This is a genomic window from Kocuria rosea subsp. polaris (assembly GCF_001483755.1).
Taxonomy (GTDB): Bacteria; Actinomycetota; Actinomycetes; order Actinomycetales; family Micrococcaceae; genus Kocuria; species Kocuria cellulosilytica.
This window is the reverse complement of sequence record NZ_LQBK01000041.1, coordinates 13,068-29,464: the sequence shown is the minus strand read 5'-3', so window position 1 is coordinate 29,464 and position 16,397 is coordinate 13,068. Positions and strand designations below refer to the sequence as shown.

Annotated in this window: 16 protein-coding genes; 9 read left to right on the top strand and 7 right to left on the bottom strand. The window is 68.2% G+C overall.

Annotated features, from left to right (window positions below; all coding sequences use genetic code 11):
- Nucleotides 1-106: 106 nt before the first annotated feature.
- On the bottom strand, nucleotides 107-877 hold the full coding sequence (locus tag AVL61_RS16395) for a ParA family protein (protein ID WP_035930583.1): 771 nt from the start codon (nucleotides 875-877) through the stop codon (nucleotides 107-109).
- A gap of 284 nt (nucleotides 878-1,161) precedes the next feature.
- Between AVL61_RS16395 and AVL61_RS16390 the strand changes: the two genes are divergently transcribed.
- Together AVL61_RS16390 and AVL61_RS16385 are read left to right on the top strand one after the other, a co-directional pair.
- On the top strand, nucleotides 1,162-1,359 hold the full coding sequence (locus tag AVL61_RS16390; RefSeq protein WP_035930851.1) for an antitoxin VbhA family protein: 198 nt from the start codon (nucleotides 1,162-1,164) through the stop codon (nucleotides 1,357-1,359).
- Nucleotides 1,352-1,984, top strand: a complete 633-nt coding sequence (locus tag AVL61_RS16385) for a Fic/DOC family protein (protein WP_058875399.1) — start codon at nucleotides 1,352-1,354, stop codon at nucleotides 1,982-1,984. The genes AVL61_RS16390 and AVL61_RS16385 overlap by 8 nt, the downstream gene beginning before the upstream one ends.
- Nucleotides 1,985-2,065: 81 nt before the next feature.
- Here AVL61_RS16385 and AVL61_RS16380 read toward each other — a convergent pair whose 3' ends face one another.
- From AVL61_RS16380 to AVL61_RS16355, 6 genes are all read right to left on the bottom strand, one after another.
- Nucleotides 2,066-3,676 (bottom strand): replication initiation protein, encoded by a 1,611-nt coding sequence (locus AVL61_RS16380; protein ID WP_231738462.1) that lies wholly within the window; start codon nucleotides 3,674-3,676, stop codon nucleotides 2,066-2,068.
- Between the two features lie 175 nt (nucleotides 3,677-3,851).
- The gene (locus AVL61_RS16375) at nucleotides 3,852-4,109 is read right to left on the bottom strand and encodes a hypothetical protein (RefSeq protein WP_231738461.1); all 258 of its coding nucleotides are present in this window, start codon (nucleotides 4,107-4,109) and stop codon (nucleotides 3,852-3,854) included.
- An 18-nt stretch (nucleotides 4,110-4,127) separates the two neighbouring features.
- Nucleotides 4,128-4,730 carry a hypothetical protein gene (locus AVL61_RS16370; RefSeq protein WP_231738460.1) on the bottom strand — a complete coding sequence of 201 codons (603 nt, stop codon included), beginning with the start codon at nucleotides 4,728-4,730 and terminating at the stop codon, nucleotides 4,128-4,130.
- Nucleotides 4,718-5,836 (bottom strand): transglycosylase SLT domain-containing protein, encoded by a 1,119-nt coding sequence (locus tag AVL61_RS16365; protein ID WP_058875396.1) that lies wholly within the window; start codon nucleotides 5,834-5,836, stop codon nucleotides 4,718-4,720. Before AVL61_RS16365 ends, AVL61_RS16370 begins: the two co-directional genes overlap by 13 nt.
- Before the next feature lie 33 nt (nucleotides 5,837-5,869).
- Entirely contained in the window at nucleotides 5,870-7,351 is a 1,482-nt protein-coding gene (locus AVL61_RS18080) for a CpaE/TadZ family protein (RefSeq protein ID WP_157571479.1), read from the bottom strand.
- A gap of 10 nt (nucleotides 7,352-7,361) precedes the next feature.
- The gene (locus tag AVL61_RS16355; protein WP_231738459.1) at nucleotides 7,362-7,610 is read right to left on the bottom strand and encodes a helix-turn-helix domain-containing protein; all 249 of its coding nucleotides are present in this window, start codon (nucleotides 7,608-7,610) and stop codon (nucleotides 7,362-7,364) included.
- 148 nt (nucleotides 7,611-7,758) lie between these two features.
- Between AVL61_RS16355 and AVL61_RS16350 the strand changes: the two genes are divergently transcribed.
- From AVL61_RS16350 to AVL61_RS16320, 7 genes are read left to right on the top strand one after another with little or no spacing between them, the layout of a single operon-like run.
- Nucleotides 7,759-8,394, top strand: coding sequence for a DUF6668 family protein (locus AVL61_RS16350; protein ID WP_058875393.1), 636 nt, complete (start codon nucleotides 7,759-7,761; stop codon nucleotides 8,392-8,394).
- On the top strand, nucleotides 8,391-8,690 hold the full coding sequence (locus AVL61_RS16345; protein ID WP_058875392.1) for a hypothetical protein: 300 nt from the start codon (nucleotides 8,391-8,393) through the stop codon (nucleotides 8,688-8,690). Before AVL61_RS16350 ends, AVL61_RS16345 begins: the two co-directional genes overlap by 4 nt.
- A 46-nt stretch (nucleotides 8,691-8,736) precedes the next feature.
- Nucleotides 8,737-9,486: a DUF8175 domain-containg protein gene (locus tag AVL61_RS16340; RefSeq protein ID WP_058875391.1), complete on the top strand. Its 750-nt coding sequence runs from the start codon at nucleotides 8,737-8,739 to the stop codon at nucleotides 9,484-9,486.
- Entirely contained in the window at nucleotides 9,479-11,350 is a 1,872-nt protein-coding gene (locus AVL61_RS16335; RefSeq protein WP_058875390.1) for a TrbL/VirB6 family protein, read from the top strand. Before AVL61_RS16340 ends, AVL61_RS16335 begins: the two co-directional genes overlap by 8 nt.
- Entirely contained in the window at nucleotides 11,331-12,845 is a 1,515-nt protein-coding gene (locus AVL61_RS16330) for an SCO6880 family protein (protein ID WP_082697251.1), read from the top strand. Before AVL61_RS16335 ends, AVL61_RS16330 begins: the two co-directional genes overlap by 20 nt.
- Nucleotides 12,845-14,599, top strand: coding sequence for an ATP/GTP-binding protein (locus AVL61_RS16325; RefSeq protein WP_058875389.1), 1,755 nt, complete (start codon nucleotides 12,845-12,847; stop codon nucleotides 14,597-14,599). Before AVL61_RS16330 ends, AVL61_RS16325 begins: the two co-directional genes overlap by 1 nt.
- Nucleotides 14,596-16,395 carry a type IV secretory system conjugative DNA transfer family protein gene (locus AVL61_RS16320; RefSeq protein WP_058875388.1) on the top strand — a complete coding sequence of 600 codons (1,800 nt, stop codon included), beginning with the start codon at nucleotides 14,596-14,598 and terminating at the stop codon, nucleotides 16,393-16,395. The genes AVL61_RS16325 and AVL61_RS16320 overlap by 4 nt, the downstream gene beginning before the upstream one ends.
- Nucleotides 16,396-16,397: the final 2 nt, after the last annotated feature.

Genomic DNA, 16,397 nt, shown 5'->3' with positions numbered 1-16,397 from the left:
GGTGAGGTAGCACGTGGGAGTGTGTAGTCGACCGGATCGATGTGCTCATCCGGGGCCGGGCGGGGCCGGCGACGGGCCAACGAGGCGGGACGCTCAGGCTGCTCGGTCATCGCAGCACCTTCTTCGCGATCGCCGTGTAGGCATCCAGCACCCGGGCGCCCTTGCGGTACTGGCCGTACCACTCCCCCGAAATCCGCACCTCCTGGACGATCGCCCGGTCCGGAATCAACGGCTCCAGGAACAACCCCGTGGCCCGCAGCTCCTCGAGGCTGGCCACCGCCGCCCGGCTCATGATCGTCTCCTTCACCCCACCGACGACGATGCCGGCCTCCGTGAGGGTGTCCGGGGCGCCCAGCTGCTGGCGGTGCCGGCGGAACTGGGCGACCGTGCGCCTCGCCCCGTCCACCCCGTCGATACCATCGCTGGTGGCGGTGGCGGCGTAGACCACCGTGTCCGCCGCGTTCAACGCCGACAGCGTCAGCGGGCCACCCTGCCGGTTCGGGCAGTCGATGACCACCACATCCGCCTGCAGACCGGTCAGGGAGATCTTCAGCCGCAGCTCTGCGTGATCGGCCCGGTCGGCTTCCCGGTTGGAGACATTGCGGGCCGAAGGAATCACCCGGAGGTTGGGGTGCCACCCACTGGGCACCGCGAGGTCTTCGGCCCAGCCTTCAGGGTTCTCATCGCCCAGGATCGCTCCGACGTGCATTCCTTCCGCCGAGGGCTCCACCCCAAACCACTTGGTGGAGGCCGCGCGGGGGTCGAGGTCAACGAGGACGACTCGACGTCCCTCGGCGGCGGCAACCATTGCTAGGGAGACGGCGGTGGTGGTCTTAGTGACTCCACCGGATTCGCTGTACACCATGAGGGTTTGCATGCTTTCAAGCTATCAAGCTTGCGGGCCATCAGGCCATCTGCCTAGCCAGCTCGCTTGCTACCTAGCTAGATAGCTCGTTATCTAGCATGCTTACTAGCTAGCTATCTACCATTAATTCTACAGGTCATGCTTCTGGGGTGTCGTCGTGGACAGGGATGCTGGGCCAGAGAGTGTGTTTCACAACCGAGGCTGGCGTCCCCGGCGCGTACGACCCCAGATGCTGGTCAGGGGCGCTTGGTATACTAGAGCGCATAGCACGGCCCACACACCACCGGGGAGGTTCCATGGCACAGCAGCACATTCTGCCACCGGCTCTCGAGGTGGACCGGGCACAGCAGGTAGCTTCCGTGGTGCACAGTGCTGCCATGGAAGGACTTCACGTCACCACAGCGACCCGGGCGGAGCTGGATCGTTTCGCCGAGGATGGGCTCGAGGTCGAGGAGCTGGTTCGGCGCACGCGCGCCCGCTACGGCCTTGAGTGAGGCCCCCGGCCCGCACCGTGACCCGTATCTGGACCCGCACACCGGGATTCTGACCAACCTGATCGGCGCACGCACCGCCGTAGAGCTCGCCGCCGCGGAAGCCGACCTGGTGGCGGTCCGAACCCTACAGCTGTGGCGCCATCCACCGGCGCCCACCCGAGATTTGGTCGAGCTGCAAGTCATTCACCGTCACCTGTTCCAGGACGTCTATCCCTGGGCGGGGCAGCTGCGCACCGTGGATCTGCGCAAGACGGTCCCGGGGGCGCAGCCGTTCCTGCCGGTGTCGATGATTACCCGCTCGGCCGGTTTCGTCTTCGATCAGCTCCGCCAGGACCGCTACCTGCAGCACCTGAATCGGGACCGGTTCATCGAACGGTTGGCCTATCACTATGACCAGGTCAACTATCTGCATCCGTTCCGGGAGGGCAACGGGCGCACCCAGCGCTTCTTCTTCGATCGTCTGTCGGTAGCCGCCGGCTGGTGGTTGGACTGGACCCAGATCACCGGGGCGGTCAACGACGCTGCGTCCCGGGCCGCAGCCGAAGACCATGACCTCGCTGCCTTGCAGGAGATGTTCGCGGTGATCCTCACTCCCGCACCTCACCACCGTCGGCCGCGTTCCTGACCGGACCAGCTAGTGGTCGGACAGGCCCGGGGACAGCGAAGTCCCTGAGAGCACTACGACACTGACCTTGGACGCGACGCGTCAGTGGACGATGTAGCCGGGGAACCGTGCTGACCACCGGGAGTCGCCAGCGACTCGAGTGACTTCGTAGGAGACGGCGGTCAGGTGTGGGAAGCGCAGCCCGTGAAGTTCTCCGACACGGGCCCCCACTTCAATGACGTGCAGTTCTCGCCCACCCAGCGCAGCGCCGTGGAACGGTCCGTCCTTGACTGTCTCCCAGTAGTCGGAGGCGGTCGTGAAAGACCAGTACCCAGAGCCAATGGGGTGGTCCTCCAGGTAGTCCAGGGGCACCCAGAGGGTGAGACCGCGGTGCTCGGTGAGGAGCCGATCCCGGAAGTCGGGGTCTGGTTCTCCAGGCAGGACGCCTTCGGGCCACTGGTAGGCGGGTTCACTCGTCACGGGGGCATCCTCTTCCTTGGCAGGTCCGGGGGGCACTTCCAGGCTAGGGGAGGGGGTGGGGCACACCTTTGGGGCGGAGCCAATACCTGTTGCTTGGAGAATTTCACCCTCCTCGACGGGTCCGCCAGCGGGTGTGGTGGGCTCGTTTTTCAACCAGGCCATCACGGTGCGTGTAGTACGCCCTACGGCCTCGGCGATGGCCTTGTAGGTCGCCCCCGCCGCCCGCAACTGCACCGCTAGAGGCCGCAGTTGCCCCACACGGCGGGTGCGGGCCTGGCGGGCCTGGGCGGCGTTGTCTGCCGCCGCACGCGACTTGGCCTCGGTCCTGGCCTTCCCGCCGCGGCGGCCCATCCGCGCTAGATACTCGTGTGCAGCATCGGAACCACTGGTCGAGGTGGGGCGTCCCTTGCCGGCGTTGACCTGACGGACGGCCGAGCGCGCCAGACAGGCGACCTCCCCATCAGCCAGAGGGTGGGGCAGCTGGGCGTTGAGCGCCCTAGCGTGGGCGATCGAGGCGGCCTCCGTCGGGGTCTGGTGGCGGGCCTGCCGCTGGTCCCACAGCCACCGACGGGTGGCGCGGAAGACCGCGGTGTTGCGCCCCACCTCCGTCGCGGTGTCCACGACAGGCACCCGCGGGATGCCGGCATGCCCCAGCAGGGGCATGCCGGGGTCCCAGGCCGGTGTGGCGGGCCCGTCGATGGCCTCGTCGTGGAACGGATCGATGTACTCGGCCATGTGCGCCTTGAGATCCCCCAGGGACCATGGGCTGGCTCTGCGGCCCCACCACACGCGCCCGGCCGGGAACGCAGCGGCCGGGTTGCGCACCAGGTACCGGGTGAAGCAGGGATCCCCATCCACCAGCCGGTCCAGGGCCCGCTGCACCGCCTCCGCGTAGCGGATCGGACCCGGCCGAGCACCCTCGCCCCGGTAGACCGGTTCGATCGCCCACCCGGCCTGGGCATGACCGGTGTCAGGGTTCTCGATGATCCAGGTCGGCTCGGGTACGGCCGGGTGCATCAGGTTCAATAATGCGTCCTCGTCATCGACGTCGACGACGAGGAAGTTCAACCAATCGGCCGGGTTGAGCTGGATGAACGCGAAGTCACCAGCAGGCCGCCCACGGTTCGGGAACGCCTGCGACTTGGTCTGACCGCACCGGAAGTACTCGATCCGGTGGTGCTCCAGAAACCGGCGGGCCGGGGTCTCGGGGCAAAAAAGGGCAATATCCAGCAAGGCGGGGTCCACTTGCGGACGCGCCTCAGGTACACTAGGGGACACAACGGTCCCCTGGTAATGGGTTCATATGCGGTTCTCATCCGGTTTCTGTTGAACCAGCTGTCTCGGTCGGCAAACTTGCGACAGCTGATTGACTTCGACGGCCCGCCCTCCACGGCGGGCCGTCAGTCGTTTAAGCGGTTTTGGTGATGGGGAGCTCCTCAGCGTTCTGCCGGTCGTCTATCGCGTTCGGTAATCCGTAGTCACGGTCGATCAGCGCACCGATGTAATCAGCCTGGGACAGGCCGAGAGCGGCCGCCTTCTCGAAAGCGCGGCGGTGCTGTTCAGGAAGCACCCGCATGCTGAACGGGACTCTGCGCCCGATCATCTTGGGGGGCTCGTATTCCTTCATGGACTCAGCCTGCCACATGTACATGACATTGAACAGCATCGGGTGTCCGTGTCGGGTTTACTTGCTGGTGCCCATGTCATGGGTCTGGTGGCCAACGACGTCCCAATGCCCGTTGTGCTTCTCGAGGTAGATGACGACCTGGCGTTGGCCGGTGGCCTCGATCTCGTGACCGTCGCGGCTGATCCATCGCCAGGTGAGGTCGTAGGCGCGGATGGCTTTGTCCGCGGCGACGTCGCGGGAGACGTCGCCAACGGCCGGCACAAGGCTGGGTGCGCTGTAGGCCTGGTGCTGTGCTGGTTCGAGCCAGGCGGCCTGGTTGCCGTTGCGTTCCGGTTCGACCTGGTGGTCGGCCCATTCCTGGGACATCAGCGGCTTGGCGCGGATCGCTGCGGCGGTCTGGGTGCGGTCGGTGGCGGTGTCCCAGGAGTGCAGCATCAGCGCGGCGGTTTCGGCGGTGGCCTCCACGTCGCTGCGCTCCACGGTGTCCGGGTCGGGGAAGGTTCCTTCTCCAGGGGTGAATTCGGTGGGGGAGGGCGTGGCCGTGGCGGGAGCGGTGGTCTGCTCGCTGGTCTGCTGTGGCCCCTCTGGCCCGCAGGCGGTCAGGGGCAGCAGGCACAAGGCCAGGGCGGTGATCAGGCGGTGTCGGGTCATTTCGGCCATGCTCCTTTCTGTTTGAGGATGGGCTCGGGGTCGATGTTGTGCCCCTGGTAAGGGAAGACCATCTCCGGGGCGTCGGGTTTGTAGATCTCGAAGTGCAGGTGCGTGGCCATGCCGAAGCGTCCGCGGTTGCCCTCGGTGCCGATGACGTCGCCGCGTTTGAGCTGCTGGCCTTTGGCCACGTCCCAGGAGTGCAGGTGGCAGAAGGCGAAGCCGAAGTCGGGGTCGTCCCCGTTCTCCTTGGCGATCACGCACCCGTCGGTGGTGTTGAACCCGGTGATCCGCAGGGACGTCGGGGCGACGACGACCCCGCCGCTTCCCTGGCCGGCTCCGGGGGTGGCGATGTCCACGCCCTCGTGCTGATTGGCCCAACCCGGGACCCCGGCCAGGGCGCGGCCGCCGTAGCCGGAGGTGAACACGCCCCCGGGCAGTGGGGTGGTCCACTCTCCGTCGCCGAGGTCTCCGTCCCAGGCCAGGGCCCCGGTGGGGGCTTGGCAGTGGGCGGAGAACTGGGACTGGCCGGTGTCCAGGATCGTGTCGATGTAGTCGCGGGTCTCCTGGTACGGCGGCACCCCCTGGTGCTGCTCCACGGCCCCGGGGCCGGCGTTGTAGGCGGCCAGGGTCAGACGCACGAGCTCACCGGCGTCCTCGCCGGCGATCGGTTGCACTTCGGTCTTGAGGGCGGCCATGTAGCGGCCGTAGGCGGGAATCGCGTCCTCGGGGTCGAAGGGGTCCCCACCGTTGCCGTAGGTGGCCCAGGTGGCGGGCATGAACTGGGCGATGCCCTGAGCGCCGGCCGGGCTGGTGGCGTCCGGGTTCCACCCGGATTCTTGGGCCAGTTGTGCCGCCACCACGCTCACCGGCAGCCCGGCGGTCCGGGCAGCGTCCTCGACCAGTGGCGCCCAGCCGTTGGGGATATTCGGTGCGCCCTCCTCACCGCTGTCGTTGCCCGTGGTGACGGCGGTGACGGTGCAGGAGCCGGCTGAGGCCTGTTCTTCGTCTTCGGCCAGGGTGGCGACGAGCACGGCGAGGGCCACGATCGAGCCGATAGCGAAGACCAGCAGCAGCGCCACGGCGGCGCCGAGGGCACGGGGGGATCCAGCTGACATCACAGCCTCCTGGGGGGATGGGAGGGCTGTGTGTCAGAGCTGGCCGATCAGGGTGGCGGTGGCTTCCTCGTAGGCCTGCACGGTGGCTGGGTGCAGGGCGTCGTAGTGGAAGGCGCGTCCTTCTTGGAGGGACTTGTCGAAGGGGATGACGACGGTCCCGGCCAGCCCGACGGCTTGGGCGTACTCGCGCAGGCGGGTGAGGCGTTCGGTGTTGTTGGTGGCGGTGTTGGAGACCACCAGCACGGAACGGGCCAGCTTGCCCCCGTGGCCTTCGGCGGCGACGGCGGCCACGGTGGCTTCCAGCAGCCGGGCGTCGTCTTCGCGGTTGTGGGCCACCAGCACCAGGGAGTCGGCCACGTCCACGGCGGCGCGCCAGGTGGAGGACTGGGCGGAGTTGCCGGTGTCGAGCAGGATCAGGCTGTAGAGAGACCGCAGGGTCTCATGGGCGGCCCGCACGGAGCGCCCGTCCACCCGGGTGCGGTCGGTGCCCTCGGGCGGGGAGGCCAGCACGTGGATCCGGTCATCGCCCTGGGGGCGCACGTAGCGCACGAGGTCGGCGGTGCGCCGGGTGACGGTCTCCAGGTTGCGGATCAGATCCAGGGTGGTGCGGTCGTGGCCGCCGGCCAGGGAGCGTTCGGCCAGGGTGCCCTGGTTCTCGTTGAACTCCCCGGCCAGGATGTTGCCCCCGCGCACCCGCCCGGCGGTGGCGGCCAGGTGGTAGGCGGTGGTGGTCTTCCCGCCCCCGCCCTTGAGCTGGAGCACGGCCACTGTGCGGTGGGTCTCCAGCGGCCGCTGAATCCGAGTGCGGCGGGCCCGGGACGCCCGTTCGGCGGCCGAGGCCGCCAGGGACAGTCCGAGGGTCTGGTTGCACCACCCGCGCCAGCCGTGGCGGGCGGGGGATTCGGGCTGATCCGTGGTCGTCTCCCGGCGCAGCTGCAGACGGGGATCTCCGGCCTCGGCGACGACCGGGGTCGGTGTGGAGCTGCTGGGCGCCGGGTCGTCGGCGGGCGTGTCGCCCGCGGTGCTCTCGGGCCGTGGGTCCGTAGCTGAGAGCTCGGATGCGTCCCCCGAATGGGGGACATCGGCCTCGGGAAGCGTCTGCGGGGTCTCCGCGTCGATGGAAGGCTCCGCGGGCTGGTGTTCGCTCAGGTCAGCGGCTGGTTCGGTGGCCGCGACCGGGCGTGTCGTCTGTTCAGACTCCGGTACGAGGTCGTCGACTGTGACAACTCGTGAAGAGCCTCCACGGGAGGGTCGTTTCTTGGCCGAGGCACTGGCATCTGCTGTCACGGAGCCGTCCGCGGCGACGATCAGTCGCGTCTCCGGCTCGGTCATCGAGGCCGGGTCGATGGCCGTCAGCTTCACCGGTCGCCCCAGGTCATCGGCGATGGAGACGACGTGGGCGATGGCTGCCGGCATCGAGGCGAACTCGTAGGGGACCCGGTCGATCGTCACCTCCACGCTGTCGTCGGCGGCGATCCTGGCCGTGCAGACCGGCCGCTCCAGTGCCTGAGCCATGGTGCTCTCCCTACTCCTCGTTCGTGTGCGCCCCGTAATTGTCGGTGGAATGGGGGACGTTGTACTGAGAGCGAAGGTGTTCCTTGATGTCGTCACGCAGGATCAGCCAGGTCTTGCCGAGCTTGATCGCCGGCACGATGCCGTCGCGCAACCAGCGGTAGGTGATGGTGCGATCACCGAGCCCTAGCACCTGCGCGAGCTGGTCGACGGTCAGCCGCTCGGGCAGGCCCTCGAAGAGCCGGTCCAGCGCGTCAGACACGACGATCACCTGCGCCCTCATACCGAGCACTGTACACAGTCATACTCGTTTGTTGTCTAGTGTTGTTTAACATTGCTAATCCTCTCTCAGTGTTGTCTAATGCACATAGGGTCCAGTCTATTGGAGGCCCTGCAAGCGAGGAGGTGTGATGGACAACCGTTGGGCTGAGTTGGTATCGCCCTCCACCCAGGAGCAGCCCCGCCCGCTCTTCGAAGACGTCACCGAGGAGACCGTCACGGTCTTCCGCGGCGCCTCAGGTCCCCAGCGAGGCGTGACCGGGCTATCCGAGGACGAGGGGCGACTGGGGCGGTTTCTCACCACCGCCCATGACGTGTTCTGGCTCGGTGTCCACGGTGGGGCCGGGGAGTCTGTGCTGGCTGAGCTGCTCGGCGGCACCGCCTGCCACCACCGGTGGCCCGCCCGCCCTGATGAGGAGACCCAGCACGCCCCAGCGCCGGTCTTCCTCGTGGCCCGGCAGAACAAGCGGGGCCTCGACGCCGCCCGTCTCGCTGCCCGCGACTGGGCGGCCGGCGCCCACCCCGATGTCGACCTCCAAGGTCTCGTCCTGGTGGCCGATGCCCCAGGGCGCACCCCGAAGTCCTTGGTCGCAGCGACCCGGGTGATTTCCGGTGGTGTGCCCTCCACCTGGGTGGTGCCCTGGATCGAAGAGCTCCGGCTCACCGGGGCCGTGGACTGGGAGTCCATGGCCCGGGAGCCGAGAAAAGTCCTCACCGCCCTCGGTGAGGCAGCCGATGAAGCACTTTCTGAGAGGACCCCCCAATGATCGACCTCGTACTGGCTGCACAGGACACGATGCTGGCGCTGCCGGCCGCCCTGCCCGACTCCGACCCGCTGGCCCCTCCCGGGATCGGCGACACCTGGAACCGCATGGTCGGTGTCGGCAAATGGATCGCCCTGGGCATCGCCGTCCTGGGTCTGCTGGTGGTCGGCGGAAAGATGGCTTTCGACGCCCGCCGCGGAGAGACCACCGAGGAGGTCTCCGGGATCATCAAGATCGTCCTGGCCGTGGCCTTGATCTCCGGCGGCGCCTCGATCCTCTCTTTCATCTCCGGGGCATGACCTCTGGCCTCCGCAAGACCATCCCCCCGCATCAGAGGAGCAGCAGGTGACAGATCAGATCGAGACCGACGACAACAACACCTGGTGGAAGGCCCCCCGCTTCCTGATCTCAGCGGTCCTGGTCGCGTTGCTGATCGTGCTGGGGGTGGTTCTGTGGCTGTGGCCCGACGGTGAAGAGCCCACCCAGGCCGCCCCGGCACCGGCCACGACCGCCGAACCGGTCTCGGGCGAGGAGTCGGTGTGCGGGCTGGACGCCTCCGGAGGCACCACGCTCACGAAAGCGCCCGAGGACGTCGAATGGACCGCCCTGGGCGCGATCTACGCACCGTCCTCGGAGGAGCACGGGCCTGGCACCGTGGATGAGTCCACCGGCGTCCGCTCCTGCTACTCCCACACCCCCGAGGGCGCACTTCTTGCCACCACGAACATCCTGACTTCGGGCAATGACCCGCAGCTACTGCTGGACACCATCAAAGCGCAGGCCGTGGACGGCCCGGGCAGAGACGTGGCCATCGGCCAGGTCCAGCAACGACTGAGCTCAGGTGACACTGCGACAGTTCCCTTGGAAGTCGGAGGTTTCCGGTTGCTGTCTTACACCGCAGACAAAGCGTCCGTGGAGGTCGTCGTTGCCGCCGACGACGGCACCGAGGACATCTACATGACCACCGGCGTTGACCTCGTATGGACGGAGGGGGACTGGCACGTCTCCTTCCAGGAGAACGGCGATCCCGGCCCGGTGTCCGGTCAGGTGTCAGACCTGAGCGGGTACATCGAGTGGGGTCCTCACGATGGATGAGGAAAACAACTGCAACCCCATCGACGTCATCTGTAAGACCAAGGAGGGCATCAGCAGCACGCTCAGCGGGGCGGCCGGGGATGCGCTGGATCAGATCGCGGACGGTGTGACCTCGGCCGTGGTCGAGACGATCGCCTCCCTGGGGTCGATGTGGACCACGGTGGGTAGCGCCAGCCTCACTAACGAGAACGGCGGCGCTGCTGAGGCTCCGATCCGGGGAGCGTTCAACGATCAGGTCGATCTGCTGCTGAGCTACGCGAGCTGGATCGGGCTGGGGGTGTGCGTGTTCGGGGTGCTGTTCCTGGGCATCGTGCTGGCCACCAACGCCCGCCGCGGCGACGGGGCCGGCCTGGTCAACACGGCCACCGTGCTGGCCTCAGGGGCGGCACTGATCGGTGGGGCCACCAGCCTGATCGGCTTCCTCGTCCCCGCCCGGGCGCCGAACCTGTCCGGATCGGTGGGCTTCATCCAGGACCAGACCTTCTACCTCACCCTGGCCGTAGCCGCACTCAGCGTGATGATCGCCGGGGCCCAGATGGCCTGGACACAGCGCGCTGAACCGGCCCGCGATCTGCTGAAGAATCTGCTCACCCTAGCCGTGGTGACCGCTTCCGGGGTGACGATCCTCAACGTTCTGGTGGCTGGCACCGACGCCCTGGCCGTGCAGATCATCGACTCCGCCATTGGCGAGGACTTCCAGACCGACGTGCTCAAGCTGTTGGCCCTGGACAACGCCACCAGCGCTGGGGCGGCGGATCCGGTGTGGTTGGGCGGCAACGTCATCCTGATCATCGTCGGCGGGGTCGTGGCGATCATCGTGAACATCATCCAGTTGATGCTGATGGTGCTGCGCACTGGGATGCTGTTCCTGATGGCCGGGATCCTGCCGCTCTCCGCGGCGTTCCTGAACACCGAGACGGGGAAGAGCTTCTTCCAGAAGGTCATCGCCTGGACCTTGGCCTTCGCCTTCTACAAGCCCGCCGCCGCGTTGATCTACGGGTTGGCGATCAAGATGTCCACCACCGGGGTGTGGGAGGACTCCGGCAGCGGGCTGATCCAGTTCGCCGCCGGGCTGATGATGATCGTCGCCTCCGTGTTCGCCCTGCCCGTGCTCATCGGGTTCCTCAGCCCCGTCCTGGGCTCGATGTCCTCCTCCGGCGGTAGCAGCGGCGGGGCGCTGGGGATCGCAGCGATGGGCGCGGCGATCCCACAGGGAGCCTCCCACCTGGCGCGCTCGGGACGCGGCTTCGGCTCTGACTCCTCCTCCACGCCACCCTCAAAGGGCGGAGCGGGTTCCGCACCTGCTGGTCCGTCCGCACCTGCCGGTGGGGCCAGCGGCACCGCTGGGGCCAGCGCTGTAGGCACGGCGGGCTCCGCTGGTACTGCTGCCGCGGGTGCAGCAGCTGCTCCTGTGGCGGCGGGCATGGCGGCGGCCAACGCCGTGCAGAAGACCGGGGAAGCTGTCTCCCAGGCCACCGAGTCCAGTGCGACGGCGGGCACCTCCAGCACCGGCGGAGCCACCGGCGGAAGCACCGCCGGAAGCACCGGCGGAAGCACCCATGGCACCGGCGCGGCAGGAGCGGGCTACTCGGGCACCCCCGTCCAGGACGGTGCACAGAAGTCCTCGACGGGGACCGGGGCGCAACCGACCCCCGGCACCGGGGCGGCACCTCGCACCGGGGCTCGTCCCACGCCCGGCTCCGGTGCGGGTGCAGCACCGTCCCGCTCGGGGGCCCGTCCCACGGGCCCCACCGGCGCGGGACAGGCGGCGAAGGCCGTCCAGCAGCAGGCACGTGCGTTCAAGGCGCAGATCGCCAATGAGACCGGAAACGAGGGCCGCCCTGATGGCGCAGACCGAAGCTAAGACCGAGAACCGTCCGCGGGTGTACGGCAACTTCCGCACTCCCACCTCCAAGGGCCTGGCCGGGCTGTCGACCGCCGGCACCGTGCTGCTGATCGGTGGGGTGGTCGGCGGGATCCTGCTGATGATGCTCAACCTGTGGCTGGTCGCCCTGGGCTTCGAAGCGGTGATCCTGGTCCTGATCGCGCTCTCGATGCAGAAGAACAAGCACGGGCGCACCCTCATCGAGCGCATCGTCCGCCGGGCCGGGTGGGCCAACGCCGTCTACTCCGGGGCGAACGTCTACCGGGCCGGGCCCGTGTCCCGGGTGCCTTCAGGCACCACGAAGCTGCCCGGGATCTCGGCCCGGTCCACGATCACCGAGCACGTTGACGGCTACGGCCGCCCCTTCGCCCTGCTCGAGGTCCCGCAGAAGCACCACTACACCGTGGTGTTCTCCTCCGAGCCCGACGGCGGGGGCATGGTCGATCAGGAGCACATCAACCGGTGGGTGGACCGCTGGGCGCACTGGCTGGGCATGCTCACCGACGAACCGGGGCTGACCGCGGCCTCGGTGACGATCGAGACCGCCCCGGACTCCGGGTACCGCCTCGCCCGGAAGATCGAGGCCCGCATGAGCCCCAGTGCCCCGGCCTTCGCCCGCGACGTCATCAACGAGACCGTGCAGATGCTGCCCACCGGGGCCACCGTCACCCGGGCCTACATCGCGGTGACCTTCAAAGCCTCCGTGCGGGCCGGCGGACGCATCCGCAACGCTCAAGAGGTCGCCGATGACCTGGCGGCGCGCCTGCCCAACCTCACCCTCTCGCTCAACGACACCGGGGCCGGTGTAGCTGCACCATTGACCGCCCAGCAGCTGTGCGAGGTCATCCGGGTGGCCTACGACCCGGCCGAGGCCATCCTCTTCGACCGCGCCCACGCCCAGGGCAAAGCCCCGGAACTGAACTGGGACGAGGTCGGCCCCCAGGCCGCCGACACCTTCTGGGACAGCTACCACCACAACAACTCCTGGTCGAAGTCCTGGGCAATGTCCGTGCCCCCGCGCTCCACCGTCCAGGCCAACGTCCTCCAAGCCCTCATCGCCCCGAACCCGGAACTGGTGCGCAAGCGCGTCACCCTGCTCTACCGCCCCATCGACCCCGCGAGGGCCGCGCAGATGGTGGAAACGGATATCAACACCGCCACCTTCAACGCCTCCTCCCGCAATCGCGCCACCGCCCGGGACACCCGGGAGACCCGCGCCGCCCAGGCCACCGCGGCCGAGGAGGCCGACGGGGCCGGGCTGCTGAACTTCGGGCTCGTGGTCACCGCCACCGTCCGCTCCAAGGGCGAGCTCGATGAGGCCGAAGCCATCATCGAGAACCTCGGCACCTCCGCGAGGATCCGCCTGGAGGAGGCCTACGGCGCCCAGGACTCCACCTTCGCCGCCGGCCTCCCCCTGGGCGTCGTGATCCCGGACCACCTGGCCCTGCCCTCGACCGTGAGGAACGCCCTCTGATGGCCACCACGAAACGCAACGAGATCATCCTCCCCGCCTCCCGGGGCGCGGCCTCGACCACCGTCCTGGACCGAGCGTTGACCCGGACGAAGCTGGGCAGGGTCTTCGCCAAGCCCCAGCGCACCGGCAGCACCTCGGTGACTGCCTCCTCCACCCGTCGCCCGGGCCCGCGGGGCCACAAGGGCCGGGGTCTGGGCGAGGCGCAGCTGCTGCACCCGATCCGGGAGATGCGCGGCACCAACTACCAGGTCTGCGGGCTCTTCCCCTTCCCCATGGGCGGGGGCTCCCCGCTGGAAGGGGTCCCGCTGGGGCGGAACCTGCTCTCGGGGGAGCCGGTGTGCTGTGATCCGATCTCCTGGTTCCAGAAGCTGCGGGTGATCGCCAACCCCTCGGCCTTCATCATGGCCAACCCGGGGCTGGGCAAGTCCTCCCTGCTGCGGCGGATGGCCATCGGGCTGGCCGCCTTCGGGGTGTGGCCGATGGTGCTCGGAGACATCAAGGGCGAACACGTCGCCATGATCGAAGCCCTCGGCGGGGCCGTCCTCCCGTTGGGCCGCGGGGTCGGCCACATCAACCCGCTCGATGACGCCGGCGCCGTGGCGGCGGCCAAGCTGCTCTCTGCCGCGAAGGCGGAGGAGCTGCTGGCCGATCTGCACACCCGGCGCTTCGACCTGATCCGGTCGCTGATCGCGATTCTGCGCAAGAAGCCGCTGGACGAGCGTGAGGATCAGATCCTGGATCGGTGCCTCACGGTCCTGGAAGCCCGCCACACCGTATCTGGCACGGTCCCGGTCATGGCGGACCTGCGCCAGGTGCTCAAGGACAAGCCGGTCGAGGTGCGCGAGGTCTCCCTGGATCGCGGCAACGATGCCCGCTATGACGAGATCACCGAGGGTCTGGAGTCCTCGCTGAACTCCTTGTGCGGGACCGGGGCGTTCGGGCAGATGTTCGCCCGCCCCTCCACCAACAAGATCGACGCCTCGAGGCCGATGGTCTTCGACCTCTCGCGGATCTCCCAGTCCGAGTCCGACCTGCGGGCGGCCACCCTGCTGGCGTGCTGGTCGATTGGCACCGGAACGGTGCGGACCTCCAACATGCTCGCCGATGACGGGGTGATCGAACGCCAACGGTTCCTGCTCATCCTCGATGAGCTGTGGAACACCCTGGCGGCCGGACCCGGCATCGTCGATCAGGTCAACGCCCTGACCCGTCTGAACCGGGAGATGGGGGTCGGGCAGATCATGGCCTCCCACACCCCCTCTGACCTGATGGCCGTGCGTGGCGAGGAGGACCGGGCGAAGGCCAAGGGCATCATGGACCGCTGCGGGATCAAGATCCTCGGTGGGCTGGCCAAGTCCGAGATGCCGCTGCTGACCGAGTCCGTGCCGCTGTCGATGCGCGAGCAGGAACAGCTCGCTGCCTGGCAGGACCCGCCCGCCTGGAACCGCCGCGGGGACGAGGAGATCCAGTACACCAACGACGACGTGTACACCCCCACCGACGCATCGGCCATCAATGAGGCCGAGCTGCGGGCCTGGTTGGAGGACCCCGAGAACCGCCAGTGGTACTTCGACGATCGCACCACCTCCCCGCCGCCGGGCCAGGGGAAGTTCTTCATCAAGGTCGGCTCTCGGGCCGGCATCCCGTTCTCGATGGAGTTCACCCCCACCGAGCGCCGGTCCCAGGTTCACGACACCGAGAAGAAGTGGCATGAGGCCAAGTTCCGCGCCGCTCAGGAGAGGGGCGAACGATGAGCTCCCTGGACCGCAAGTACAAGGCCGGCGGCGGGGAGGTCGCCCTGCTGCTCACCCTGCTTTTTGCCCTCGTCGGTGTTCCGGCCATTCTCTACGTCGTCGCCAGCGCCGGCCATGCCCTGACCCCGCGCACCGACCCGCTGCCCACCGGGTACTGGGAACGTTCCCTGGGCGTCTTCACCGGAGACCTTCCGTGGCGCACCACGGAGATCGTCCTGGCCGCCACCCTCGGGCTGGTGGCGGCAGCACTGTTGGTGTTGTGGGCCTTCAAGCGCCACCAGAAAACCCAAAAGGTCGTCAAGCACGACCGTGCCGCACCGCGCATGGCCACCGTCCGCGACGTCGCCCCCTTCACCGAGAAGGAGGCAAAGGCCAAGGCCGCTCGCTTTGGTGTGGAGGCCCCGGGGGTGATGATCGGGAAGATGGTCCGGGGCGGGCACACCCTCTACGCCTCCTGGGAGGACACGCTGGTGCACATCTGGGGCACCCGCACCGGCAAGACAACCTCCCAGGCCGCACCGTCGATCATCGAGGCCCCGGGCCCGGTGATCGCCACCTCCAACAAACGTGACCTCTCCGATCTGACCCGCGACCTCCGCGCGGCTGACGGCGACGTCTGGGTCTTCGACCCCCAGGGTGTCGCCGGGGAGAAAGCGACCTGGTGGTGGAATCCGCTGACCTACGTCACCGACAGTGAACGGGCGGCGGAGATGGCGAACAACTTCGCCGCTGGCTCCCGAGATGTCGGGGCCAAGGGCGATGGTCACTTTGACTCCGCCGGCAAGGACCTCTTGGCCGGGCTGCTGCTCGCGGCCGCCGTGGGCGGGGAGCCGATTGAGCGGGTGCATTACTGGCTGACCCGATCCACCGATGAGACCCCGGCGCTGCTGCTCGATGAGCACGGGTGGACCAAGGAAGCCGACTCGGTGGCCAGCACGATCCAGCAACCGGAGAAGTACCGGGGCAGCGTCTACTCCACCGCCCTGCAGATGGCCGCGTGCCTGAAGAACGAGAAGATCGCCGCCTGGGTCAACCCCACGGGCCCGGACGACGATCGCCCGCAGTTCGACCCCCAGGCGTTCGTGGCCGGCAAGCACACCCTCTACGCGCTGTCGAAGGAAGGCGCCGGCACCGCCGGCCCCCTGGTGACCGCGCTGACCGTGGCCACCGTGACGGCGGCCGAGGAGCACGCCGTCACCCAACCCGGGGGCCGGCTGGCCACTCCCATGCTCTGCGTGCTGGACGAGGCCGCCAACGTCTGCCGATGGATGAACCTGCCCAACCTCTACAGCCACTACGGGTCCCGCGGCATCGTGGTCTCCACGTTCTTGCAGTCCTGGTCCCAGGGCGTGGACGTGTGGGGCGAGTCCGGGATGAAGAAGCTGTTCTCCACCGCCAACGTCGTCACCTACGGCGGCAACGTCAAGGAGGAGGGCTATTTGAAGATGCTTGTCGAACTGATCGGCAAGTACACCTACACCTCCGTCTCCTCCTCGAGGCAGAAGGACTCCGGGTCCACGTCCCGGCAGGACGCCACCGACGACATCATGTCGGTGGCTGACCTGTCCGCCCTGCCCAAGGGTCGGGCCGTGATGTTCGGCTCCGGGGCACGGGCCGTGCTGCTGCGCACCATCCCGATTGACCACCGCCCCTACGCGGAAGCATCCAGGGCCTCCGAAGAGGCCCACAACCGCCCCACAGTGGACACCGTCGATCACGATCCCACAGCGCCGGCCGCCGAGCCAGTATCACCTGAGCCTGCCGGGAACCGGTGGGCGGCGCTGGTGAAGGAGTAGGC